The organism is Sinorhizobium sp. CB7 (genome assembly GCF_041357635.1).
GTDB lineage: Bacteria > Pseudomonadota > Alphaproteobacteria > Rhizobiales > Rhizobiaceae > Rhizobium.
Map to the genome: position 1 here is coordinate 26281 of NZ_JAULLL010000010.1, position 23980 is coordinate 50260.

At 59.7% G+C, this 23980-nt stretch carries 22 protein-coding genes; 3 read left to right on the top strand and 19 right to left on the bottom strand.

Annotated elements, in window-relative coordinates; all coding sequences use genetic code 11:
* Positions 1 to 10: 10 nt before the first annotated feature.
* From AAE029_RS19260 to AAE029_RS19280, 5 genes are read right to left on the bottom strand one after another with little or no spacing between them, the layout of a single operon-like run.
* Entirely contained in the window at positions 11 to 811 is an 801-nt protein-coding gene (locus AAE029_RS19260) for an ABC transporter ATP-binding protein (RefSeq protein ID WP_371074488.1), read from the bottom strand.
* Between the two features lie 5 nt (positions 812 to 816).
* Positions 817 to 1647, bottom strand: coding sequence for an ABC transporter ATP-binding protein (locus tag AAE029_RS19265; protein ID WP_371074489.1), 831 nt, complete (start codon positions 1645 to 1647; stop codon positions 817 to 819).
* 3 nt (positions 1648 to 1650) lie between these two features.
* Positions 1651 to 2559: an ABC transporter permease gene (locus tag AAE029_RS19270; protein WP_371074490.1), complete on the bottom strand. Its 909-nt coding sequence runs from the start codon at positions 2557 to 2559 to the stop codon at positions 1651 to 1653.
* The gene (locus tag AAE029_RS19275; protein WP_371074491.1) at positions 2556 to 3617 is read right to left on the bottom strand and encodes an ABC transporter permease; all 1062 of its coding nucleotides are present in this window, start codon (positions 3615 to 3617) and stop codon (positions 2556 to 2558) included. Before AAE029_RS19275 ends, AAE029_RS19270 begins: the two co-directional genes overlap by 4 nt.
* A gap of 16 nt (positions 3618 to 3633) precedes the next feature.
* Entirely contained in the window at positions 3634 to 5238 is a 1605-nt protein-coding gene (locus AAE029_RS19280; protein ID WP_371074492.1) for an ABC transporter substrate-binding protein, read from the bottom strand.
* Between the two features lie 310 nt (positions 5239 to 5548).
* On the opposite strand from AAE029_RS19280, the gene AAE029_RS19285 reads away from it, so the two are divergent.
* Both AAE029_RS19285 and kdgD read left to right on the top strand, forming a co-directional pair.
* Positions 5549 to 6280 (top strand): FadR/GntR family transcriptional regulator, encoded by a 732-nt coding sequence (locus AAE029_RS19285; protein ID WP_371074493.1) that lies wholly within the window; start codon positions 5549 to 5551, stop codon positions 6278 to 6280.
* 82 nt (positions 6281 to 6362) lie between these two features.
* Entirely contained in the window at positions 6363 to 7271 is a 909-nt protein-coding gene (gene kdgD, locus AAE029_RS19290; protein WP_371074494.1) for a 5-dehydro-4-deoxyglucarate dehydratase, read from the top strand.
* 56 nt (positions 7272 to 7327) lie between these two features.
* Here the strand turns inward: kdgD and AAE029_RS19295 are convergent, their stop codons facing one another.
* The 6 genes from AAE029_RS19295 to AAE029_RS19320 all read right to left on the bottom strand — a co-directional run bounded on the left by AAE029_RS19295 (position 7328) and on the right by AAE029_RS19320 (position 15755).
* Positions 7328 to 8314, bottom strand: a complete 987-nt coding sequence (locus AAE029_RS19295; RefSeq protein ID WP_371074495.1) for an ABC transporter permease — start codon at positions 8312 to 8314, stop codon at positions 7328 to 7330.
* A gap of 74 nt (positions 8315 to 8388) precedes the next feature.
* The gene (locus AAE029_RS19300; protein WP_371074496.1) at positions 8389 to 10350 is read right to left on the bottom strand and encodes an ABC transporter substrate-binding protein; all 1962 of its coding nucleotides are present in this window, start codon (positions 10348 to 10350) and stop codon (positions 8389 to 8391) included.
* Between the two features lie 72 nt (positions 10351 to 10422).
* Positions 10423 to 12510 carry a hypothetical protein gene (locus AAE029_RS19305; protein WP_371074497.1) on the bottom strand — a complete coding sequence of 696 codons (2088 nt, stop codon included), beginning with the start codon at positions 12508 to 12510 and terminating at the stop codon, positions 10423 to 10425.
* Positions 12500 to 13561, bottom strand: a complete 1062-nt coding sequence (locus AAE029_RS19310; protein WP_371074498.1) for an ABC transporter ATP-binding protein — start codon at positions 13559 to 13561, stop codon at positions 12500 to 12502. Before AAE029_RS19310 ends, AAE029_RS19305 begins: the two co-directional genes overlap by 11 nt.
* A 2-nt stretch (positions 13562 to 13563) precedes the next feature.
* Complete coding sequence (locus tag AAE029_RS19315) at positions 13564 to 14610, bottom strand: ABC transporter ATP-binding protein (RefSeq protein WP_371074499.1); 1047 nt, start codon at positions 14608 to 14610, stop codon at positions 13564 to 13566.
* Positions 14607 to 15755 carry an ABC transporter permease gene (locus AAE029_RS19320; RefSeq protein ID WP_371074500.1) on the bottom strand — a complete coding sequence of 383 codons (1149 nt, stop codon included), beginning with the start codon at positions 15753 to 15755 and terminating at the stop codon, positions 14607 to 14609. The genes AAE029_RS19315 and AAE029_RS19320 overlap by 4 nt, the downstream gene beginning before the upstream one ends.
* A gap of 416 nt (positions 15756 to 16171) precedes the next feature.
* On the opposite strand from AAE029_RS19320, the gene AAE029_RS19325 reads away from it, so the two are divergent.
* The gene (locus AAE029_RS19325; protein WP_371074501.1) at positions 16172 to 17191 is read left to right on the top strand and encodes a LacI family DNA-binding transcriptional regulator; all 1020 of its coding nucleotides are present in this window, start codon (positions 16172 to 16174) and stop codon (positions 17189 to 17191) included.
* A gap of 121 nt (positions 17192 to 17312) precedes the next feature.
* Here the strand turns inward: AAE029_RS19325 and AAE029_RS19330 are convergent, their stop codons facing one another.
* The 8 genes from AAE029_RS19330 to AAE029_RS19365 all read right to left on the bottom strand — a co-directional run bounded on the left by AAE029_RS19330 (position 17313) and on the right by AAE029_RS19365 (position 23955).
* Complete coding sequence (locus AAE029_RS19330) at positions 17313 to 18107, bottom strand: transporter substrate-binding domain-containing protein (protein WP_371074502.1); 795 nt, start codon at positions 18105 to 18107, stop codon at positions 17313 to 17315.
* A gap of 109 nt (positions 18108 to 18216) precedes the next feature.
* Positions 18217 to 18945, bottom strand: coding sequence for an amino acid ABC transporter ATP-binding protein (locus AAE029_RS19335; RefSeq protein ID WP_371074503.1), 729 nt, complete (start codon positions 18943 to 18945; stop codon positions 18217 to 18219).
* Positions 18929 to 19582 (bottom strand): amino acid ABC transporter permease, encoded by a 654-nt coding sequence (locus AAE029_RS19340; protein WP_371074504.1) that lies wholly within the window; start codon positions 19580 to 19582, stop codon positions 18929 to 18931. The genes AAE029_RS19335 and AAE029_RS19340 overlap by 17 nt, the downstream gene beginning before the upstream one ends.
* Positions 19583 to 19591: 9 nt before the next feature.
* On the bottom strand, positions 19592 to 20275 hold the full coding sequence (locus tag AAE029_RS19345; RefSeq protein ID WP_371074505.1) for an amino acid ABC transporter permease: 684 nt from the start codon (positions 20273 to 20275) through the stop codon (positions 19592 to 19594).
* Between the two features lie 88 nt (positions 20276 to 20363).
* Positions 20364 to 21119, bottom strand: coding sequence for a 2-dehydro-3-deoxy-D-gluconate 5-dehydrogenase KduD (gene kduD, locus AAE029_RS19350; protein ID WP_371074506.1), 756 nt, complete (start codon positions 21117 to 21119; stop codon positions 20364 to 20366).
* Between the two features lie 5 nt (positions 21120 to 21124).
* On the bottom strand, positions 21125 to 21961 hold the full coding sequence (gene kduI / locus AAE029_RS19355) for a 5-dehydro-4-deoxy-D-glucuronate isomerase (protein WP_371074507.1): 837 nt from the start codon (positions 21959 to 21961) through the stop codon (positions 21125 to 21127).
* A complete protein-coding gene (locus tag AAE029_RS19360) occupies positions 21951 to 22739 on the bottom strand; it encodes a GntR family transcriptional regulator (RefSeq protein WP_371074508.1) in 789 nt (262 codons plus the stop codon). Before AAE029_RS19360 ends, kduI begins: the two co-directional genes overlap by 11 nt.
* A gap of 238 nt (positions 22740 to 22977) precedes the next feature.
* Positions 22978 to 23955 carry a LysR family transcriptional regulator gene (locus AAE029_RS19365; RefSeq protein ID WP_371074509.1) on the bottom strand — a complete coding sequence of 326 codons (978 nt, stop codon included), beginning with the start codon at positions 23953 to 23955 and terminating at the stop codon, positions 22978 to 22980.
* Between the last annotated feature and the right edge of the window lie 25 nt (positions 23956 to 23980).

The window sequence follows — 23980 nt, forward strand, 5'->3', positions numbered from 1 at the left end:
AAAAACTCCCTCAGACTTCTTGAATACGTCGCTCGGACCGGACCGGCTCCTCGCCGTAAGCCTCGCTCGCCGCAATCAGCTTGCGGGTATAGGGATCGGTCGCGCCGCCATTGACGAGCGCATCGACCGTCAGCGTCTCGACGAGCTTGCCCGCCTGCATGACGGCCGTCCGATTGCACATATGCGCGACGACGCCGAGGTCGTGGGTGACCATCAGGAAGGTCAGGCCGCGCTGTTCCTGCAGGTCGCAGAGCAGGTTGAGAATTTCGGCCTGGACCGAAACGTCGAGCGCCGAGGTGGGCTCGTCGAGGAGCAGTATGTCGGGCTCGAGCATCAGCGCGCGAGCGATCGCGACACGCTGCCGCTGACCGCCGGAAAGCTGGTGCGGATAGCGCCAGCGCAGCGCCTGGGGAAGGCCGACGGATTCGAGCACTGCCCTGCCCCGCGCCTCGGCATCCGGGATTTTCTGTATACGGGCGGGCTCCATGAGCTGGCGCCAGATGGTGTGTCGCGGATGCAGCGCCTCATAGGGATCCTGGAAGACCATCTGGACCTTCGTATAGAAATCCCTGCCGCGTCCCTGGCGGATGTCCTGGCCGGCGACGCGCATGGTCTTGGCCTCGCTCGGAACGAGACCGGTGATCGCCCTGAGGATGGTCGATTTCCCTGAGCCGGACTCGCCGACAAGACCAAAGGTCTCTCCTGCCCTGACGGAAAAGCTTGCGCTATCGACTGCAAGTCTCTCGTCCTCGCCCTCGCCAAAGCGGACGACAAGGTCTTCGATCTCTATGATCGGCGTTTCATTGTTCATTGTCTTTACCATGCCGGATCGCGCTTGAGGACGGGAAGCCGCCGGCGCGGTGCGTGAATGCGCGGCATCGCTTCCAGCAATCCTCTCGTATAGGGATGGGTTGCCTGATCGAGCTCCCCCGCCTTCAGTGACTCGACCACATGCCCGCGATACATGATGAGCACGCGGTCGCAGAAATGGCGGACGAGATTGAGGTCGTGGCTGATGAAGATCAGACCGAGGCCGCGCTTCCTGACGAGATCGTCGAGCAGGTTGAGGATCTCCAGCCGCACCGTGACGTCGAGCGCCGAGGTCGCCTCGTCGGCGATCAGGATCTCCGGTTCGGAGACCAGCATCATAGCGATCATGATGCGCTGTCCCATGCCGCCCGACATCTCATGCGGGTACATGCGATAGACGCGCTGCGGATCGCGGATCTGGACGGCATCGAGCATGGCGATCGCCTTCGTCCGCGCTTCGGGCGGCGACGAACGGGTGTGAAGCCGGTAGGCCTCGGCGATCTGCTCGCCGACCGAAATGACCGGATTGAGCGAGAATTTCGGATCCTGCATGATGAGCCCGATCCGTTTGCCGCGGATATGCTCCATGGTTTTCTCGGAGGCGTGCAGCAGGTCGACATCGGAAAGGCGCAGCTGCTCGGCCTCGACCGTTGCTGCACGCGGCGTAAGCCGCATGATCGCCCGTCCGGTCATGCTCTTGCCCGAGCCCGATTCCCCGACGATGCCGAGCTTTTCCCGGTGGAGATCGAAGGAAACCCCACGGACGGCATCAAAGGTTCCGTTAAGGCTGCTGAAGCTGATGTGCAGATCGCGGACCGATAGGAGAGGACTACTCATCGGCTACTCCTGTCTCGGATCGAGTGCGTCGCGCAGGGCATCGCCCGCGAGGTTGAAAGCGAGGCTGACGATCAGGATCGAAAGTCCCGGCATGGTGACGACCCACCAGTTGTCGAGCATGAAGCGCCGGCCGGTGGAAACCATAGCCCCCCATTCCGGTGTCGGCGGCTGTGCGCCAAGACCGAGAAAGCCGAGGCCGGCGGCCGTCAGGATGATTCCCGCCATGTTGAGCGTGATGCGAACGACCACCGAGGGAATGCAGAGCGGCACGATGTGGCCGAGCACGATGCGCAGGTTCGAGGCGCCCATCAGCTTCACGGCCGATATGTGGTCGCGGTGACGCAGGCTGAGCGATTCGGCGCGCGCCAGTCGCGCGATCGGCGGCCATTGTGTGAGCGCGATGGCGATGACGGCGTTCTGAAGGCTCGGACCGAGCGCGGCGACGAAGGCAAGCGCCAGGATGAGGCTCGGGAACGACAGGAAAAGTTCTGTGATGCGCATCAGGACGATGTCGAGCCAGCCGCCGAAATAACCGGCGAAGCATCCGACCAGCAGTCCGATCGGCGCCACGATCACGCTGACGATGATGATGATCGAAAGCGTGATGCGGCTTCCCCAGAGGATCCGGCTCAGGATGTCGCGGCCGAGCTCGTCAGTTCCGAGCAGATGCGCGCCGCCGGGCGGCTGCAGCGCCGTCTGCAGGTTCTGCTCGAAGGGCGAGTAAGGCGCGATCCAGGGGACGAGGATCGCCATCAGTATTAGGAGGACGACGATGGCGAGGCCGAACAGGCCGAGAGGGTTTTCCGCAAAGCGCCGCCAGATCAGCCAGAGATTCTGGATGGCTGCCTGTGTCGGGCTCTCGGTTTCTTCGGCCGTCAGCCAGCCCATGATGCCTTTGTTGTTCGTGTTCATTTGATCCTCGGGTCGAAGAATTTATAGAGCAGGTCCGAGATCAGATTGAGGACGATGAAGATGCAGCCGATGATCAGCGTGCAGGCGACGACGACGTTCATGTCGCCGATGACGAGCGCGTTGGTCAGATATTGGCCGAAGCCAGGCCAGCCGAATACCGTCTCGATCAGGACCGCACCTTCGAGCATGCCGCCATAGGAGAGAGCGACGACGGTCACGAGTTGCACGCGGATATTCTTGAATGCGTGTTTCCACACGACGCTGCGCGCCGGCACGCCCTTGGCACGCGCAGTGGTTATGTATTCCTGATGAAGCTGCTCCAGCATGAAGCTGCGGGTGATGCGGCTGAGATAGGCGATAGAGGCGTAAGCCAGCACCGATGCCGGCAGAATGATATGGTTGAGTGCACTCCAGAAGACCTCCATGTCCCCGGCAAGCAGCGCATCGATCAGCATGAAGCCCGTCTTTTCTTCGACCAGCCCCTCATAATACATATCGACGCGCCCGGAGCCGCCGACCCAATCGAGCTTCGCATAGAAGATCATCAGGCCGACCATGCCGATCCAGAAGATCGGCGTTGAATGCCCCATGAGGGCGATGAGACGGACGGCGTGGTCAGCAAACCGGCCGCGGCGGACTGCGGCAAAGACGCCGAGCGGAATGCCGATGCCCGCTCCGAGGATGATCGTCACCGTCGCAAGCTCGATCGTTGCCGGTAGGACGCGCCCGATATCTTCCATCACGGGCCGGCCTGTCAGAAGCGTCGTACCGAAATCACCATGGAGGAGCCGCGTAATAAAAATCCGGAACTGCTGGAGAAGAGGCTGATCCAGTCCCAATTCCTGCTGCACTTTTAGATAGGTGGCGCGGTCGGCATCGGGACCGACGACCGCGGTCACAGGATCGACCGGCATCATTCTACCGATGACGAATGTCAGCACCACCAGGAGAAACAGGGTGGTGACGACGCTGATCAGCGTATTTCCCCAGCGGGAATAGGATTTCCAGTTCAGGCGCCTGCGCGACGCCTGAACTGCCATGCCTGTATTCTTGGCCATTCGATAAACCCGGAACTTAATCCTTCTTTTCGACCTGGTTCCAACGCGTCATCCAGCTCGGATCGCCGACGTAGTTGACCAGACGAGCACTCTTTGCATAGGGGTCGACGCGTCGCGAGATCGGAATGACCGGCGGAGCGGAATCTTCAAATATCTTGAGCGCCTGCTTGTAAAGCTCGACACGCTTGGCCTCGTCGCCGGTAATGGCGGCGGCTTCGTCGAGAAGCTTGTTGACCTCAGGCAACTCGAAGGACGCGCGCCAGGCCTGCAGGTTCGAAAGATTGGCATCCTGCGCGTTGTTCGGGTTGTAGGCATGGGTGCGGATCCAGCCATCGGCATCGCCGGGAGACGAGGAGCCGGTGCGGCCGACGCCGAGCTGGAATTTGCGGTTGCGCATCGGGCCGTAGGTCTGGTCGCCATTGCCGGTCTGGATATCGGTCTTGATTTTGGCAACCGAGAGGTTCTGCTGGATCGCCGTTGCCAGATCGGCGTAGGGAACCGAACTCAGAGCAAGGAGCTGCTTCGTGAAGCCGTCCGGATAGCCGGCCGCCGCGAGATCCTGCTTGCACTTTGCGGGATCGTAGACATTGCCGATGCCGGGAATGAAGCCAGCCACTTCCTCGGGAACGAAGGTCGTTGCCGCTTCGCCGTAATTCTTCATGACGACATCGTTGACGTCCTTATAGTTGATGCAGTAGCGGATCGCCTTGCGGACTTCTGGCTTCTTGAAGTCCGGATCCTCGGTGCTCATGATCAGGTAATAGAAACCGGAGCCCTTCAGGCGATCGATGACGATATCGGGATTCTTGGCGAGCCCATCGATATCGGAAGAAACGAGCTGGAAACCAACATCCAGGTCACCCTTTTCCAGCAGCAGGCGCTCGGTCTGCGATTCCGGCAGGTGTCGCACGACGACGCGCTTCATCTTCGGCTCGCCACCCCAGTATTCATCGTCGCGATCGAGGAGAGCGATATCGTTCGGGTTCCAACGGTTGAGCTTGAACGGTCCGGAACCGGCCGAATGCGACGCCAGCCAACCACGCCCCATATCGCCGTCTTTCTCGTGCTTCTGAACTTCCGCGCTGTCGAGAATGGCCGCATAGGCGCGCGTCAGCGCACCAAGCTTCAGCGTCGGCGAGATCGGCTTCGCCACCTTCATGACGAAGGTATGATCGTCCTTGGCGACGAACTTCTCCGCGACGTTATCGCGCGTATAGCCCCACTGTTCGAAATAGGTCTTGCCGAGAAGGCCGAGCTTCACCGCCCGGCTGAAAGAATAGACGACGTCCTCGGCCGTCACTGGCGCACCCGACTGGAACGTCGCCGTATCATCCAGGGTGAATTCGATCGAGCCGTCCGGCTGCACCTGCCAGGATTTGGCGAGCGACGGCTGCAGCTTTCCGGGTGAACTCAGGTCGTCGCGGACCAGGGTGTCGTAAAGATTGGCGATAAAGTGATATGATTCATATGAATTGACGTTATGGGGATCGAGACTGGTCAGGTTGACCATGTTCATCCCGATGATCAACTGATCCTTTGGCGTATCTGCCAATGCGGGGCTGACGGCAAAGGCGGCGGCAAGCGCCGTCGTTGCCGCGAGCAGCGTGCGAGTTTGCGACATAAAAGACCTCCCTATCCATCGCATATTGTATGACATCGTAGTATCGCTTTTTCGGCATATCAAGCAGAAAATCAATTTCGGCACGAGACAGCGGGATGGTCGAGCTGAAACGCATTGAAAATGCAGGATCTTATGAGGATGATGATGACGATCCCAGTCGAAAGAGTCGATTTCTGAAAAAGAAATATATATGATGACTCCACGTCTGCCCGATAACATCGGCGTCTCTTTTGACTACGGCAACCGGCAAGCGGATCGAAAGAATCACAACGCCTCCGCACCCTGCGCGAGGACCAAGGGGTAAAATGGAATGTCGGTACTGGGAAAAAGAGAAACACTGACAAATCAACTTGTTAAGGAGGTTTCCGACCGCATTTCCTCCGGCCGCTACAAGCGCGGCGAGAAGCTGCCGACAGAACAGGAACTGATTAACGAATTCAGTGTCAGCCGCACTGTTGTTCGCGAGGCCATCGCCAACCTCAAGGCGAAGGGACTCGTGCAGACGCAACAGGGCGTTGGAGCTTTCGTCCTGAAGGACGCCCCAACCAGCGCCTTCCGCATCGAAGAGGAAAATCTCGAGCTGGTGGAGGAAATCATCAGCGTGATGGAACTGCGCATCAGCATCGAGCTCGAAGTCGCAGCGCTTGCCGCCGTCCGCCGGACCGACGAGGATCTTCAGAAAATGAAGACGGCGCTCGACCTTATGAATGACGCAATTCCTCGCGGGGACAGCTCGATCCACGCCGACCTGGAGTTTCACAGGGCCATTGCGGTCGCCACCAGAAACAAGCATTTTCTCGCGATTTTCAATTACTTGGGTGAGGTTCTCATCCCCCGCGCCCGCCTCCAGACCCATCGCATCAATGGCGGCACACAACGGGAATATCTTGAGCGGATAAATCGGGAACATCAGCAGATCTATCTCGCCATCAAGAACCAGGATCCCGATGGCGCACGCGCGGCTATGCGGCTTCACCTCGGCAGCAGCCGCGATCGGCTGAGGCTCGCCATGACCAAGTCATCCGTGGAGGAGGCCACCTGAGCGCAAAAATTTTAAACTTGCTTGTATGATGACATACGTCATGCTAGTTCAAGTTCAGTGAGAATTTGATTAGAGGACAAACATGGATTTACAGGCGCTCAAGCAGGCTGTCGGTTCGGGACTGCTCTCCTTTCCGGTCACCCATTTCGACGAAAATCTGAAGTTCGATGAGAACAAATATCGTGAGCATGTCGCTTGGCTGGCGGGTTACCAGGCTTCCGTTCTCTTTGCCGCGGGCGGAACTGGTGAGTTCTTCTCTCTTAATCCATCCGAAATCCCGGCCGTCATCGGCGCCGCCAAGGCATCCGCGGGCAAGACCCCGATCATTTCCGGCACCGGCTACGGCACGTCGCTCGCCATCGAGATCGCGAAGGCGGCCGAGAAAGCGGGCGCCGACGGGCTTCTGCTTCTGCCGCCCTATCTGATGTTTGCCGAGCAAAGCGGCCTCATTGCCCATGTGAAGGCGGTCTGCCAGTCCGTCGGCATCGGCGTCATCGTCTATAACCGTGACAACGCGGTCCTGACCGCCGACAGCATCGCAAAGCTCTGTGACGAATGCCCTAACCTCATCGGTTTCAAAGATGGTGTCGGCGACGTCGACAAGGTTATCGAGATCACGACACAGCTCGGCGATCGACTCGTCTATGTCGGCGGCATGCCGACGCATGAGGTCTACGCACAGGCCTATTTCGCGGCCGGTGTCACGACCTATTCTTCGGCCGTCTTCAACTTCGTGCCGCAGCTCGCCCAGCGCTTTTACAAGGCCTTACGTGCTGGCAACCAGCCTGTCGTCGATCAGATCCTCAAGGACTTCTTCTTCCCCTTCGTCGCGCTGCGTAACCGCAAGAAGGGCTATGCCGTCTCGATCATCAAGGGCGGCCTGCAGGTCCTTAGCAGGAACCCCGGACCTGTCCGTCCGCCACTGACCAATCTCACCGAAGATGAGCTGAAATTGCTCGAGCGGATCGTGCAAGCGAACGACGCAAAGTAACTGATAAGGGAAGGCGTTCCCGGACGCCTTCCCTTCCCCTTGCTTCAGCTTCACCGTCAGGTATAGCGGATCCGTGGATCCAGCCACGCAAGCAGCAGATCGGACAGAAGTGTGCCTATGACCGTTAGCGCGCTGAGCATCATGATGAAGCTGCCGGCGAGATACATGTCCTGGGAAATCAGCGCCTGCAGAAGCAATGGCCCCGTCATCGGCAGGTTGAGAACGACGGCTGTGATCGTCGCTCCCGAAACGAGCGTCGGCAATATCCAGCCGACAGTCGAGATGAACGGGTTGAGTGCAATGCGCACCGGATATTTCAACAGCAGTTTTCGTTCCGACAGACCGTAGGCGCGGGCGGTCACCACATAGGGTTTGTTGAGCTCGTCGAGCAGATTGGCCCGGAGAATGCGGATCAATGCCGCTGTGCCATGCAGACCGAGCACGACGGTCGGAATGATGAGGTGAAGCATCAGATCGCCAACCTTGCCCCAGCTCCACGGTGCCGTCTCGTATTCGGGAGAGAAAAGCCCGCCGATCCCCGCGCCGAAATATTTGAACGCGACGTACATGAGGACGAGCGCGAACAGAAAATTCGGTATCGCGAGACCGATGACGCCGAAAAACGTCGCGAGGTAATCGCCGACAGTCTTCCTGCGAACCGCGGTATAGATCCCGATCGGCAGCGAAATCGCCCAGATGAAGAGGAGGCTGAAGAGCGCCAGGACGAAAGTCAGTCCGAGCCTGTTCCACAGCAGCTCCGAAACCGGGCGCCGCCATTCCAGCGAGTAGCCGAAATCGCCGCGGAAGATGATGCCGGAAATCCATTTCCAGTATTGCACGTACATTGGGTCATCGAGACCGTAGCGCTCGCGCATGGCAGCCATCGCGCCGGCGTCGACCGTTGTGCCCTGCAGGTTGAGCTGCGCCACCATGGACGTGACGAAGTCACCGGGCGGCAACTGGATGATGATGAAGGTCATCACCGAAATCGCGACGAGGGTCACCAGCATGTACAGGATACGCCGTGCTATGAAGGCTGCCATGGAACTCTCCGCGAATGCATTCCGCTTTCCCCTGTGAAGCCTCCGCCGTCGCAGCGGAGGCTTTCATCGCTCGGCTATTTCGCTGCGAAATAGAATTGTTCCGGATTTGCGGAACCCGGATGCGTGTATTCGGTGCTTGCCAGCAGAACCTTGGGAACATTGCGCAGCTGCTTGTTGATGATGCCGTAGTCCGTGGTCGGCTGCATGATGCCGATCGTATAGAACTGCTCCTTGGCGATCTGCATCACCTGCTTCATGAGATCGAGGCGCTTCGGAATATCGACGGTCGCGAAGATCTGGTCGTAAAGCTCCATCTGCTTCTTGACCGCTTCTGGCGGCTCCTCGGTGTTGCTGTCCTTGGCATACCATTGTCCCCAGGTGGTGGCATAGAAGGATGCCCAGGAGGACGGCAGGAAGTATTTCGGATCGAAGAGCGTATCGGCGCCACCCGAGGCGGACCATACAGCGGCGTCGTGATCGTTGGCCTCGACGCGCTGATTGAGCGCCGTCGTATCGGTCGTGTTGATCAAGAGGTCGATGCCGACGTCGCGCCAGTATTTCTTGATGAGTTCGGCGCTGTCGATCCAGGGCTGACGCAGCACGGAAATATCGATCGTGAAGCGGATCGGTTTGCCATCAGGCCCGAGGCGGATGCCATTGCCGTCCTTCTTCGCAAAGCCCGCCTCATCAAGCATCTTGTTGGCGGCGGCCGCATCGAACTTGGTGAACTGCGTCGCCATGTCCTTGTCGAAGAGCGGCGACTCAGGACGCTCCACCGTCTGATAGGGAAGCCCCTGCCCCAGCCAGACGAGCTCGATGATCTCGTCGCGGTTGATCGCCGTCGAAAGCGCCTCGCGGAATGCCTTGTTACTGAAGATCTGCCGCTTAACCGGATCCTTGTCCGTCAGGTTCAGCGATACGATCATCAGGTTGGCGCGGTTGGGAAGGACCTCGTAGAAATCATAGTTTCCGCGATCCTGGTTGTCGAAGAACGTACCCTTGTTTTCAGGCGTGGTGACGAAGCCGATATAGCTGTCCACCATGTCGAAGTCGCCATTGGCAGCCTTCAGCAGGGTCACCTGCGGGTCGGAGATGATATCGACGGTGACGCGATCCATGTAGGGAAGCTGGTTCCCGGCGGAGTCGACCTTGAAATAATAGGGATTGCGTTCGGCGATCACCTGATTGCCGCTGCCCTGCCCGATGCCTGTCGTGATGATCCAGGGGTTGAGACGCGGCACATCGGGATTGCGCCAGGCGTCCGCTTTGGCATGGAAATTCGAAACCCAGTTCTGGGCGCCCGATGCCTTGGCTTCGCCATCGGCATCCTTATTGTACTTTGTGTGGAACTTATCGAGATAATGACGCGGATAGGCGGTCGGGACATTCGGCTCCGGATCGTTGGCAGGCGTTGCCAAGGCCTGCAACAGCAGCCCGTTCGGAGCAGCGAAGACGAATTTCACGGTATAGTCGTCGATCTTCTCCACGACCAGCGGCTTGCCGCCGCGCACGGACCAGGTTGGCTTGGTCGGCATCAGTTCGGTGTTGGAATAGACGTCCTCATACCAGAACATCACGTCGTCGGCCGTATAGGGCTGGCCGTCCGACCACTTCATGCCTTTTCTCAGCTTGAAGGTATACTCGGTGCCCTCAGGATTGACATCGACCGATTGCGCCACGTTCATCACGACGCCGGGCACGATGTCCTTCTGTTCCGTGCCTGGCTGCCAGGTCTCCCAGCGCGTGAAATTCTCATAACCGATCGTGCGCACCAGCGAAGAAATATCGCTGGCCGAAGCCATCGTCAGCCGCCAGGTCCCGCCATATTGCCCGACGGACTCGAACGGCTTGACGGTCATGGGCTCCGACGGCACGCGTTCCGCAACGGGCGGCAGCTTTCCCGCGCTCACCTTGTCGGCAAGAACAGGCGCTTCCTTGTATTCCTGGGCAAAGGCAAATCCCGCGCCCAGAAATGCCGCAGCCGTCACGGCGATCGACAGGCGCCTAAACGCCCTCACTCCGAAATCCAGTTTCATTGCTCTCCTCCTTCTGTTGTCCCGCAGCGGCGCAGGTCCCTACCGCGCCGGCGCGCCTGCTTTCCGATATCGTCAGCTACCCTTCGCAATGGAGATTGCCTCGAACGCCTCCACCGGCGGCAGGTCGAACCAGACATAGCCCCGCTCGTCCGGCCCTGCCCCTTTTGCCTTCAAGGACTTGCCCGCAACCAGCGCCTGCGCTTCGGATGACGCGCCCTGGACGCCGAGACGAAGTCCGTGGACGGCCGGCGCATCCTCATAGAGATTGTTGCGCTGCCCGCCGAAATTGACGACATGCACCAGCATTCGCCCCGTCGGCTCCTGATGCTGAATGGTCACTTCGAGGGAACCCCTGCCCTCCAGCCGCACCGGTGGCGCCGGGATATTGCGTGCCAGGAGATCCGATATCACCACGCGGTGATTGGGCAGGCTGTCGCGATAATATTGCCATTCCGGATTCCACGGCAGATAGACCGCCTTGCCCTTTCCGAAGGCCGCCGTGACCACACCCGGCAGATCGCTTTCGACTTCCGGAAAGCAAAGTTCGGGCGGGCCGAAACGCTGCGGCGGCAGCAGTGTCAGCAGCGTCTCGGCGCCCTCCTTCGGTTCGCAGACGAAGTAGCGTTCGTCGAGCATCAGGAGCTTGCTGAGAGGCGTGGGCAGTTCGCCGTCGCCGATGCGGAAATAGGACCCCTTCATATGCGTGCGGAACGAAGGCTTGCCATTGACCGGTATGCATTCCGGCACCGGCTGCTCCCGTTCAAGCCCACGCTCGTCGTAGAAGCCGGTATCGCCCGTAACCAGCAGCACGCCGCCATTCTTTACATAGGCGTCGAGCAGCCTGGCCTCTTCGTCGCTGAGGCAGGAGATATTCGCCAGCATGATGGCGTCGTAGCGCGAGAGCACCCTTTCGCCCTCGCCTTCCTTCATCAGGTCGTCGCTGACGAAATCGAACGGCAGGCGAGATTCCACCAGAGCCCTGTAGGCTCCCCGGAACGCCTTGTCTCCAAGATCGCGACTCGCTGTGCGCTTGCGATAAACATCGTTGCGGTGCGAATGATAAAGTCCTATCCGCGCGCCGGAACGCAGGTTCGAATAATAAGCCTCGTGCTGCTTGTGCCAATGGAAGAGGCGGGAAATGTCGGCGAAAGGCAGCTTGTCGTCCTGGTCGATGACGCCAAGGAGATAATAATCGAGCGTTGCGCCACTCGCGAGCTGTTGGGCAAAACGCAGAAGATGGTAGCCGCCGGTTTCCGAATGGAAGCGCCAGGCAAAATCGATGAAGTTGGTCGAGGTCGACGAAAATGTCTTGCCCTGACCATAGGCGGCCGCCCAGCGCGCCTGTTCACCGGCCTGATATGGCCATTCCGGTTGCGGGCGATCGACGGCACGCTGGACTTCCATGCGGATCAGGTCGGAATCGCCGCGGTGACCGGTCATCGCCACCTTCGGATTGACCTTTTTGATGTGCTTGTAGACCTTCGATCTCAGATCGAGGGAAGTCCGTTCCTTGAATTCCAGATAATCGGCATAGGCGGGATCGGAAAAGTCCTCCTTGAGCGGCAGCTCCCTGCTGTACATGGCCCGAAAGCGGCGACGGCAGTTGTCGCAGACGCAGATCCCGAAGTAGTCGCCGGAATAGGTGAAGTTGGTATAGCCGAACATGTTGAAGAACACGCCGTCGACATCGTATTTCCCGAGCGCCTCGCTGATGATTTCGAGCGCATAGCCCTGATACCAGCCGCCGTTCACGCAGGCCTGGTAGGTTCCGTTATAGGTCAGCGCATCGCCCTTGATATTGTGCACGAACCAGTCGGGGTGCGCTTCGTAGGCGATCCGGGTCGCCTTGGACATATCGAACCTGCCGACAAGCGACAGGCCCTCCGCATGCGCGGCCTCGATCGCTTCACCGAGCGCATCTCCCTTCATGAAAGGATTGACGGCATGCAGCTTCAACTTGGTCGGATAGAAGGCATAGATGCCGCCGATATTGTAAAGCAGCACATCGGCGCCGAACTCGCGAATTTCGCGGGCAAGGCGCCTCTGGTCGTATAGGGCATCGGGCTGACGCAGGTTGGTCTGGACCATCCTGTAGGGACGCTTCCACCAGACCGTCTGCGCCACGGCAGACGCCTTGTTTTCCGCAGCATCAAGCAGCATTTCCGTTCACTCCCTTCAATTCAAGTTTTTCGGCGTGGTGACACGCAACCTGGATCTCCTCCACCTCCCGGAGAATTGGATCGCTGGTGCGGCAAAGATCAGTCGCGAAGGGGCAGCGCGGATGGAAGGCGCAGCCCGTCGGGCGGTTGGCGGGATCAGCCACCTCCCCCTTGAGCCGCATTCGCTTCAGGCTGCGGGCAAGTCGCGGATCCGGGCGCGGCACGGAGGCGAGCAAGGCGGCCGTATAGGGATGCCGGGGGCGCGCGAACAGGTTCTCCGTCGCAGCCAGCTCCACCACCCTCCCGGCATACATGACGGCGACGCGATCCGAGACATATTCCACGACACCCAGATCGTGCGAAATGAAGAGGTAGGTAAGGTCGAACTCTTCCTGGAGATCCTGCAAGAGATTGAGGGTCTGGGCCTGGATGGACACATCCAGCGCCGATACGCATTCGTCGGCCACGACCAGTTTCGGCCGGACGGAAAGGGCGCGGGCGATCCCGATGCGCTGCCTTTCTCCGCCCGAAAAGGCGTAAGGGTAGCGCAGCATATATTCCGGACGCAGGCCGACACGCCGCAGCAGGTCGGCAACCGTGGCTTCGACTTCCGCCTTGTCCGTCACCCCGAAGTTTCGCAACGGCTCGGCAATGATGTCGATGACCCGTCGGCGAGGATTGAGCGAAGCGAACGGGTCTTGAAAGATCATGCGGATATCGGAGCGGTACGGTCTAAGCTCCGTGGTGGAAAGATGCGCAAGATCCGCCTCGGCATCGTCCTTCCTGTAGAGGATGCGGCCGTCGGTCGGCTCGATGACGCGCACCAGCGCCTGGCCGAATGTGGTCTTCCCACAGCCGGACTCGCCGACGAGACTCAATGTCTCGCCGGGATGGATGGCGAGCGTTATGCCGTCCACCGCCCTGACATGGCGTATCGTGCGTTTCAGAAATCCGCTCGCGACCGGGAAATGAACCTTCACGTCTTCCGCCTGCATCAAGGGGGCCCGTGCGACAGAGCCGGTGAGCGGATGGCCCGTATGCATCATGTTCATGCTCATGCCTCCACCCGTTTCCTGGCGCCGGCATATTGCGGATCGCGCATGTGGCAGGCGGCGAGATGATTGGGGGCGAGTTCCCGAAGCGCCGGCTCCAGTCGCTCGCAAAGGCCGGCCACAGCCTCCGGACAACGCGTGTTGAAGGGACACCCGTTCGGCCTGTCTAGAGGGTGCGGAACCATGCCTTCGATCGCCTTGAGACGCCTGCCGACGGCATGCCGGGCTCCAAGCTTTGGAATGGAGTCGAGCAGAGCCAGTGTGTAAGGATGCTGCGGCTTGTAAAAGATGTCGTCGACACTGCCGCGCTCGACCACGCGACCGAGATACATCACGGCGACCTCATCGGCGATTTCGGCGACGACGCCGAGATCATGGGTGATGAACATCACGGCCATGCCGGTTTCGTCCTGCAATTCCTTGATCAGCTCGAGAATGTTTGCCTGCGTCGTCACATCGAGCGCCGTGGTCGGCTCATCCGCAATGAGGATGGCGGGACGACAGGCAAGCGCCATGGCGATCATGACGCGCTGGCGCATCCCGCCGGAAAGCTCGAACGGATAGGACGCAAGGCGCCGCTGCGGGTCGGGAATCCCGACACGATCGAGCGCATTGACGGCACGCTCGATCGCCGCCTTTGTCCCAATCCGGTGGTGAAGCAGGATCTTTTCGACCAGCTGATCGCCAATGGCATGCACCGGGCTTAGCGAGTTCATCGGCTCCTGGAAGATCATCGCGATATCGCGCCCGCGAATGGCGCGGATCTGCCGTCCCGATGGATCGAGCTTAGCGATGTCGACACTCTCCCTGCCGTCACGGCTGAACACCATGCTGCCGCCGACGACACGCCCAGGGCTTGTGACGATCTGCAGCACGGATCGTGCCATCATCGATTTTCCGGATCCGGATTCGCCGACGATGCAGAGCGTCTTGCCCCTGTAGACGTCGAGGTCCACGCCATCGACCGCCTTGATCAAGCCCTCGCGCAGATCGAAATGGGTCTTCAGTCCCCGCACCGATAGGATGGGTTGATTGGCAATTTCTGTCATGAATAGGGATCCGCAGCATCGCGCAGGCCGTCTCCGAGAAAATTCAGAGCAAGCACCGTGATAATGACGAGGACACCGGGCGCGAGCAGCCACGGAGCCTCAGCGAGAGACCGGATATTCTGCGCCTCCTGGAGCAGCACGCCCCAGCTCACCACGGGCGGGCGCAGGCCAATTCCGAGAAATGAGAGCGAGGTCTCCGCAATGATCATGGCCGGTATCGCCAGCGTCGTCGACGCGATGATGTGGCTGACGAAACCGGGGACGAGATGGCGCGTAATGATCTTCAGCTCGGAGGTCCCGTCGAGGCGCGCGGCGATGACGAAGACCTCGTTGCGCCAGGACATGAAACGCCCCCTCACCTCGCGAGCGAGCGATGTCCAGCCGATAAGGGAAATGATCATCGTGATGATGAAATAGACAAGCACCGGCGACCAGGTGACAGGGATAGCCGCTGCAAGTCCCATCCAAAGCGGAATGGTCGGTACCGACATGATGAATTCGATAGTGCGCTGGATCGCGTTATCGACCATCCCGCCGACATAGCCCGATATGCCACCCAGGATGACGCCGAGCACGAGGCTGATTGCAACGCCGATCAGGCCGATGGAGGTGGAAATCCGCGTACCGTATACGAGCCGGCTGAGAACGTCGCGGCCGAGCCTGTCAGACCCGAGCAGATAAAATGGTTGCTTGGGATCCATCGGTCCAATGAGATGAATGTCCGAGGAAATAAGCCCCCAGAGCTTGTAAGGCTCACCACGCACGAACAACCCGATCGGGATCCGGATATCAGGATCGGGCGCAAAGATCCGCCGCAGGGTCTTCGGGTCACGCTTTGAACTGAAACCGGTGACATGCGGCTGGAAACGATAGGAGCCGGCCTCATCCGCATAGAACAATTTGATCCCCTGCGGCGCCAGCATCGTATAGGCCGGATCATAGAAGTCCGGCGTGCGGGGCGCGACGAATTCCGCGAATATGCCGACCAGATAGATCAGCAGGATCACGATCCCGCTCCAATATGCTATCCGGTGCTCACGGAACTTCAGCCAGATCAACTGCCGCTGGCTCGCCATGCCGATGGATGCCGCGGCTGCAGACGTTCGCGGCGCGGGCTGTGAAGCAATCTCAGGTACGGCCGTCATACGCGCCGTTTCCGGTCTGGACACTCACGGCGGCATGAAAAATGGCAAAGCAAGGCGGATAAGGCCATATCGGCTCCTCCCTCAACCGCAACTCCGCGCAATGAGCGGAGCATTTGTTTGCTTATTGTTAGCCTAAAGTGAATGCAAAAAACTGAGACGTCAAGCGCTCATCAGCATGCCAAATGCAAAAATTCCGCGGCGATTTCGGTTGCTGCATTTGCAAAATCGCCCATTCCCAAGGTAAAAACAATGGGCTATGAGTTATTACCGGCCCAATATTCGCACTAAAGCTTGCAGAAGATGTTGCGATGCAAGAGGCGAAACGGTTGACAACGCACGCAACTTTCGCCTAACAAATAAAAAAAATTGGCACATCAACTGCAGAGCGCAACTCAACTGCTGGAAAAGAAGCAAACATGAGCCGTGTTACACTTCAAGAGATTGCCGATCATCTTGGCATCTCGAAATTTGCGGTGTCACGGGCGCTCACCGGCAAGCCAGGCGTGAGCGAAGACACCCGTCGCAGCGTGTTGTCGGCGGCCGAGCAATTCGGCTATATCGCTCGCCGGAACAAGGCTGTGTCCCAATCGATCGAGGTCATTTTCCACGATCGCACGGTCGCCAACCGGGAACTCTGGATCGACGTCCAGCATGGTATCGAGATGGAAGCCACACGTTTCGGCTGCACCATGGCGGTGCGCTGGACCGACGATCACCGCATCATCGAGAGGCTGGAGGATTCTTCGCTCGGTTTCATACTTGTCGGCCCGCAGGAGCAACGAATGTTCGATGCGGCGCGCGACAGCTCCGTACCCGCCGTGATCGTCGCACATATCGTGCCAGAGCTCTACACAATGGATCAGATCACCGCCACGGATGTCGAGGCAGGCGTCTTCGTGGCAAAGTTCCTCTATGAGCTCGGCCACCGCCGCATGGTCTATGCCCATGGCCAGCTCGGCTATCCGGGGCGCTATGCGCGCCTGCGCGGTTTTTCCGAGGCGATCGCGGAGCTTGCCGGCGCAGAACTGCGCGAGATTGCCTTCAAGGAAGATTACACGGCCGCGGACTTGCGCGACGCCGTCATCAGGATGGCCGAGGAGAACTTCGAGCCAACGGCCATCTTCTGTGGCAGCGACGGCGTCGCGGTGACCGTGGTCTCGGAGCTCATGCGCATGGGCCTGTCAGTTCCCGAGGACATCTCGGTGGTCGGTCATGCGGACTACCCGATCGCGACACAGGTTTCGCCCAACCTCAGCACGATCCATATGCCGCACAAGCAGATGGGCATCGCGGCGGTGCGTCAGTTGCTCTCCCGCATCGGATTGAACGGACAGTTGAACGACCTCCCGCCACAGAGGATCAGCCTGGTCCCACACATGGTCGAACGGCAATCCAGTGGGCCGGCGACCACCCGGTCATGGCGAGGAAAGCTTTAAGCGTCGAGAGTCGCGAAACATCCCCAGCGGAAACGGACAAGCCGGCCAACCCGTGGTCGACCGGCCATCATTGGAAACTGACGCGGCAAGCGCCGGACGCTCGCATCCGGCGCCGTCGAACTCAACGAGACGTCAGGTTATCAGGCAGTTCGCTGTTGTGGAATTTGCGGTAGATGTCGCGAAGCGTGCCGTTGTCGAAGTTGGTCTTCACCCACTGATCGAGCCAGGCCTTCAGGTTTGCTTCACCCTTCGGAATTCCGATGCCGAGATTGGTCTCCGCCTGGGTGAATTTGATCTGCAGCGGCTGGTTCTGGCGCTTCTTGTTGATGCCGTTGATGACGGCCGACTGGCTGGAGAGAATATCGACCTGGCCGGAGACAACGGCGGTGATCAGTGTCGCGTCGTCCTCGAAGCGAACGATATCGGCGCCACTTGCCTTCTTGGTGATATCCTGGTCGTTCGTCGTGGCGCGCGTCACGCCGATCCGCTTGCCGGTCAGGTCATCATAGGTCTTGATGTCTACGTCCGAGGGCGCTGCGACCACGATCGCGAGCGTTGCATAGGGTACTGAATAGTCGATCGCCTTCTTGCGCTCTTCGGTGATACCGAGCGAGGAGACGACCATATCGGCCTTGCCGGTCTGGACCGATGGAACGCGGGCGGCGTTGGTGATTTCGACAAGCTCGAGCTTCACGCCGAGATCCTTGGCGATCAGCTTGGCGGTCTCGACGTCAGAGCCGGTCGGCTGCAGATTTTCATCGACGAAGGAATATTCCGGAATGCCCATTGCGACCGCGATGCGCACCTTGCCGGCCTTCTTGATATTGTCCAGTACGTCGGCATGCGCAGTGGTCGCAAGGGCCAGAAGCCCTGCCCCCGCAAGCATCGCAAGCTTCGAAATCAACTTTGTCGCCATGATCTGAGTCTCCTCTCTGTTTACGTGAACCCGCTTTCGTCGGGTCCCCCTCCTGAAGCATGCGCCGCCTATTCGGCGCATGGCTGTACTGTCGGCGGAGCGAGCTGCGCTACAGCTCGGCCGCCATGAATTCCCTAAGCTCCGGTGTCTGCGGATTGCTGAGGATATCGCTGCCCCCTGTTTCCCAGACCTTGCCAGTGTGCATGTAGATGACGCGGTTGGCCGCCCGCTTGGCGAAACCCATCTCATGGGTGACGACGATCATCGTCATGCCGCCTCTGGCGAGATCCTCCATGACGCGCAGCACTTCGCCGGTCAGCTTGGGATCGAGCGCGGAGGTCACTTCGTCGAACAGCATGACTTTCGGCTGCATCGCCAGCGAGCGCGCGATCGCAACGCGCTGCTGCTGTCCGCCGGAAAGCTGCTCCGGATAGGCATCGATCTTTTCCGAAAGACCGACCTTGGCAAGAACCTGCTTGGCGATCTGGAACGCCTGATCCTTGCGCATCCCTTTGACGCGTCTGAGAGCCAGCATGATGTTCTCGGCGACCGTCATATGCGGAAACAGGTTGTAGCTCTGGAAGACCATGCCGATATCGCGGCGAAGCGCGCGCAGATCGAGCTTCGGGTCCTCGACCCGATGGCCGCAGACTTCGATCGAGCCCTCCTGGATGGTCTCGAGCCGGTTGATACAGCGAAGTGCGGTACTCTTGCCCGAACCGGACTGGCCGATCAGCGCCACGACCTCGCCGGCATTGATTTCGAAGGAAACGCCTTTCAGCACGTCCAGCGCCCCGAAACGCTTGACGACGTTGGTGAGTTTAACGGCGACCGACATTGAGCTTCCTCTCAAGCGAACGGCTCCAGACCGACAGCGGATAGCAAACGCAGAAATAGAAGATGGCTGCGATGCCGAAGACCAGGAATGGCTGGAACAGGGAGTTGTTGATGACCTGCGCTGCTCTCGTCAGCTCCAGGAAGCCGACGACGGAGGCGAGCGAAGTGTTCTTGACGAGTTGCACGAGGAACCCGACTGTCGGCGGTGTCGCGATACGCAACGCCTGCGGCAGGATTACGTCGACGAGCGCCTGCCAACGCGTCAGCCCCAGGCATTCCGCAGCCTCATGTTGCGTGCGCGAGATGGATTCGACGGAGCCGCGCCAGATCTCGCCCAGATAGGAACTCGTGTAGATCATCATCCCGAGTCCGGCTGCCGCGAGCGGGGGCACGGAAATATTGAAGACGCCGAGACCGAAATAGAGGATGAACATCTGGATCAGCAGCGGCGTGCCCTGCACGATCTGCACGTAAACGAGGCTGGCGCGCCGCAGCCAGAGAAAGCGTGAGATGCGGCAGAGCATGACGATGAAGCCGGCGACGCCGCCGAGCAGGAAGGCGAGCGCGGAAAGCACGACCGTCCAGAGCAGGCCGTCCAGCAGATAGACGAGGTGGTTGGTGGAAAAAGCGCCGAACATCCGCCCGCCTCACAATGCTGTGCCGAGCCGGCGCCGGCGCGGAAAGGCGATGAGGCCGAGCCCGTAGAAGGCGGCACGCATCAGGTAGGTAATCGCGACATAGAGAACGGCAACGACGACATAGGTTTCCAGCGAACGGAAGGTGTTCGACTGGATGTTGTTCGCGACACCGGTCAGTTCCTCGGCCGAAATCTGGGAAGCGATCGATGTCGAAAGCATCATCAGGATGAACTGGCTGGAAAGAGCGGGATAGACGCGCTCGATGGCCGGCAGCAGGATGATGTCGCGGTAGATCTGCAGCTTTGAAAGACCAAGTGATTCCGCCGCCTCGATCTGGCTCGGATGGATGGAATCCATGCCGGCGCGCACGATCTCCGCGGTATAGGCCCCGACATTGATGACCATGGCGAAAACCGAGGCAACGATGATCGGCAGACGGATGCCGACGGAGGAGAGACCGAAGAAGATAAAGAAGATCTGGACGATGAAAGGCGTATTGCGAACCGCCTCCACGTAGACGCCGACCAGCGCCCGCAGCGGCGCGATGTCGGAGCGACGTGCGATTGCACAGGCAATGCCGATGACGAGACCGATCAGCACCGAAAACAGGGTGATCTCGATCGTGACCAGCGCTCCCGACAGGAAGTCGCGCCAATACGGCAGAAGCGCCGCGAAATCGAACTGGTACTGCATTTCCCTCCTCCATTCAGGCAGCAAAACCGATATTTGCTGCCCGGCACGTCCCATAAGCCGCGCCAATCTGCTCTTCTGAAAACGCTGGTCAGCGCGCCAGCCAGCCGCCGTCGACCGGCAGAATCGTTCCGTGCACGTAATCGGAAGCGGAGGAAGCCAAGAAGACTGCCGCTCCGCCTAAATCCGAAGGCTCGCCCCATCGCCCTGCCGGAATGCGCGCCAATATGCTGGCGCTGCGCTCCGGATCCTCCCGCAAAGCGGTCGTGTTGTTGGTGACGAAATAGCCCGGCGCGATCGCGTTGACATTGACGCGGCTGCCGGCCCATTCGCAGGCGAGCAGCCGTGTCAGTCCCGCCAGTCCGCTCTTTGAGGCGGTGTAGGACGGGATGCGGATGCCCCCCTGGAAGGACAGCATCGAGGCGATGTTGATGATCTTGCCGCCACCTTGCGCGATCATGTGCCGGCCTGCCGCCTGCGACAGAAAGAAGGCCGTCTTCAGATTGACGTCCATCACCGCGTCCCAGTCTTCCTCGGTAAAGTCGATAGCGTCGGCTCGACGGATGATGCCGGCGTTGTTGACGAGAATGTCGAGGCCGCCGAAGACGTCGAGCGTCTCCGCCACAATCTCCTTCACCGGTTCGATCGTGCCGAGATCCGCCTTGATTGCATGAAAACGCGCGCCACTCGCCTTTACCAACGCCTCCGTCTCATCCATTGCCGACCGCCCAACCGCGACGATCGCAGCGCCCGCTTGGGCGAGCGCCACGGCAATGCCTTGACCGATGCCCGTATTGCCGCCCGTGACCACGGCGACTCTTCCGGTCAGATCGAAAGGGTTTGTCATGATGGTCACCGCAGATCCGCAATCGCGATATGGTCCATGTCTGTGAAGCTCTTGTTGTCTCCGGCCATGGCCCAGATGAAGCTGTAGTTCTTCGTTCCCGCACCCGAGTGAATAGACCAGGGTGGCGAAATGATTGCCTGCTCGCTCGCCACGATCATGTGCCGCGTCTGTGTCGGCTCGCCCATGAAATGGAAGACGCGCTGATCCGGATCGAGATCGAAATAGAGATAAGCCTCCATACGCCTGTCATGGGTATGGCTCGGCATCGTGTTCCAGACGCTGCCCGACTCCAGCATGGTGAAGCCCATGGTAAGCTGGCACGACTGGCAGACCTCCGGATGGACGTATTGGAAGATGGAACGTCGATTTGCCGTCTCGGCCTCGCCGGGCGTCAGATGCCGCGCCTTCTCACGCGTCAGCAGCACGGTCGGATGCGTCGCATGGGCTGGCGTCGACACGAGATAGAACTTTGCGGGATTGGATGGTTCGGCGCTTTCGAAGTGGATGTCGACGGCGCCCCTGCCGACATAGAGGCAGTCGAGCCGGGCCAGTTCGTAGCGCTTGCCGTCGATAATGACGCGGCCCGCACCACCGATGTTGAGCGCGCCGAGTTCGCGTTCCGCCAGAAACGTCTCCTGGCCGATCGCCTTGGGCGCCGTCAGGCTCAGGGCCTGCGCGATCGGCATCGCGCCGCCGATGATCATTCGGTCATAGTGTGAATAGGTGAGCCTGATCTCGCCGTTTACGAAGACGGTCTCCACCAGGAAATGACGCCGCAGCGTTTCCGTATCGAAGCTGCGTACAGCTTCGGGATGGGAGGCGTGCCTCACGTCAATTTTCATCCGATCGTTCCTTCCCTTCCCCGGATGCGGACAGCGGCCGCGCATCCTCGATAAAATATGCCGGATCGAGCATCTCGGCGTTTTCGATTTCGTGCAGCAGCTTGCCGAGATGGAACTCCATCGCCACTCTCGCCCCCTCCCGGTCACCGGCACGCATGCAATCGATCACCGCCGTATGCTCGTCGATCACACGGACAAGACGTCCTTCCTGCGGCAGCGTCATCAGCCGATAGCGATCACTGTGCACTTTGACCTGCTGGATGATTGCCCAGATCCCGGGAAAGCCGGCGATGGCGCTGATCTGCTGATGAAACACGTTGTCGAGGGCGTGAAACGAGGCGACGTCGCCGTCCTTGAGGCAGGCGGTCATGTCCGCGAGGTTACGCTCAAGCAGGCGCATGCCAGCGGGTGTCATCTTCTCGACGGCAATGGAAACCGTCGTGTCTTCCAATGCCTTGCGTACGAGTATCGCCTCGATGAGCGCACGGCGCGGGATCCGCGACACGAAGGTGCCAGACTGCGGAAAGATATCGACGAGTCCGTCGTCGGCAAGTCGAAGAATGGCTTCACGGATCGGCGTGCGGCTGACGCCGAACTGCGCCCCCAGCTCCTTCTCGTTGAGGAGATCCATCGGTTTGCGACGAAGCGAAACAATATCGTCCAGCAACGCTTCGTAGATCAGGGTTGCCGCCCGCGGCGCCGCGGCGCGCTGATGCGACAGGATCGTCACGCCCGCCAGCGAACGTCTTCTGCGCGAGGCTCCGGACAAGCCCCTCATCGCGCGGATTCCCGGACCAACAATGCCTTACATGAACTCGGCTGAAACATGCACTAAGCCCCTCCCATGGGGTCATGAAAAAGTAATATATTAATATCCAACTTTGTGCAATCACACGTGAGCAAAAGCATGTGGATGGAAATAAGCGTTCTAATGCAACGACTTGCATGACGAGACGCGTCGGCGACGGCGCGACGTGAGGTCCGTGAGGCTCAGAATTCGGCGAACTCGTTCGGAGCTAGTTACCGGACAGCCTTCGCAAAATCGCCGTCATGCGAAGAATGACCTCCCGGCTGGCACGGCTCAGCGGGCGTTGATGACCGGTTACAAGTATGACATGGCGGGTGATGTAAGGATTGCGGATCACGCTGCTGGCAAACATTCCCCGTGCCGTTTCGTCCGCTATCGTGTGCGGCGCCTTCACCATGTAGCACCCGCACTGCGCCGCCATCGCTTTTTGGCCGATCGTCGAATCGATATCCGCGATAATGTTGAGCGGCACCTTCAGTTTCTTTGCAACCGACTCGACCATGATACGCAGGCCGTTCGTCGGTGCAGGCAGGACAAGCGCCATATCCGCGAGGCGCTCGAAGTCGATTTCGGCAGGCTGGCTCCAGCCGTCACGAGGTCCCGCGAGAACGAGTTGCGACTCCAGGAGCAGCGAGCTGTTGCCGCGTTCCCCTTCGCGATATTTGCTATAGGCGCCGAGATCGATTGTTCCTTCGGCGAGCCATCGCTCGATTTGATCGCTGAAGCCCTCGTAGACCTGCAGGCGGATTCCGGGCAGGTCCGCCCGCAACTCGTTGACAAGCGCCGGAACCACGGGCTCGACGAGCGACGTCGGCAGACCGACTGAAACAACGCCGCTCGGCAGGCGGCTGAAGGCCCTCAGATCCTCCGCGGCCTGGTCCGCTTCGCGCAGGAGAAAGCGCGCCTTCATCAATGCCTCTTCGCCGAGTTCCGAAAGCGTCACCCCCCTACCGGTACGATAGAACAAGGGCCCGTCCCATTCACGCTCCAGCTCGCTGACGACCCTGCTAACGGTCGGTTGCGCGACCCCCAGCGACACCGCCGCCTTGCTGAAACTTCCCAACTCCCCTGCCCGAACAAAAATTCGAAGTTCAGCGAGTTCCATTACTCCACCCATCCGCAAAATGAATATCCGATATAGGTAACATGTAGTGGACGGATGGCAACAAGCCTGTTTACCTATCATCTACGCACATAGGAGGCCGCTGCAT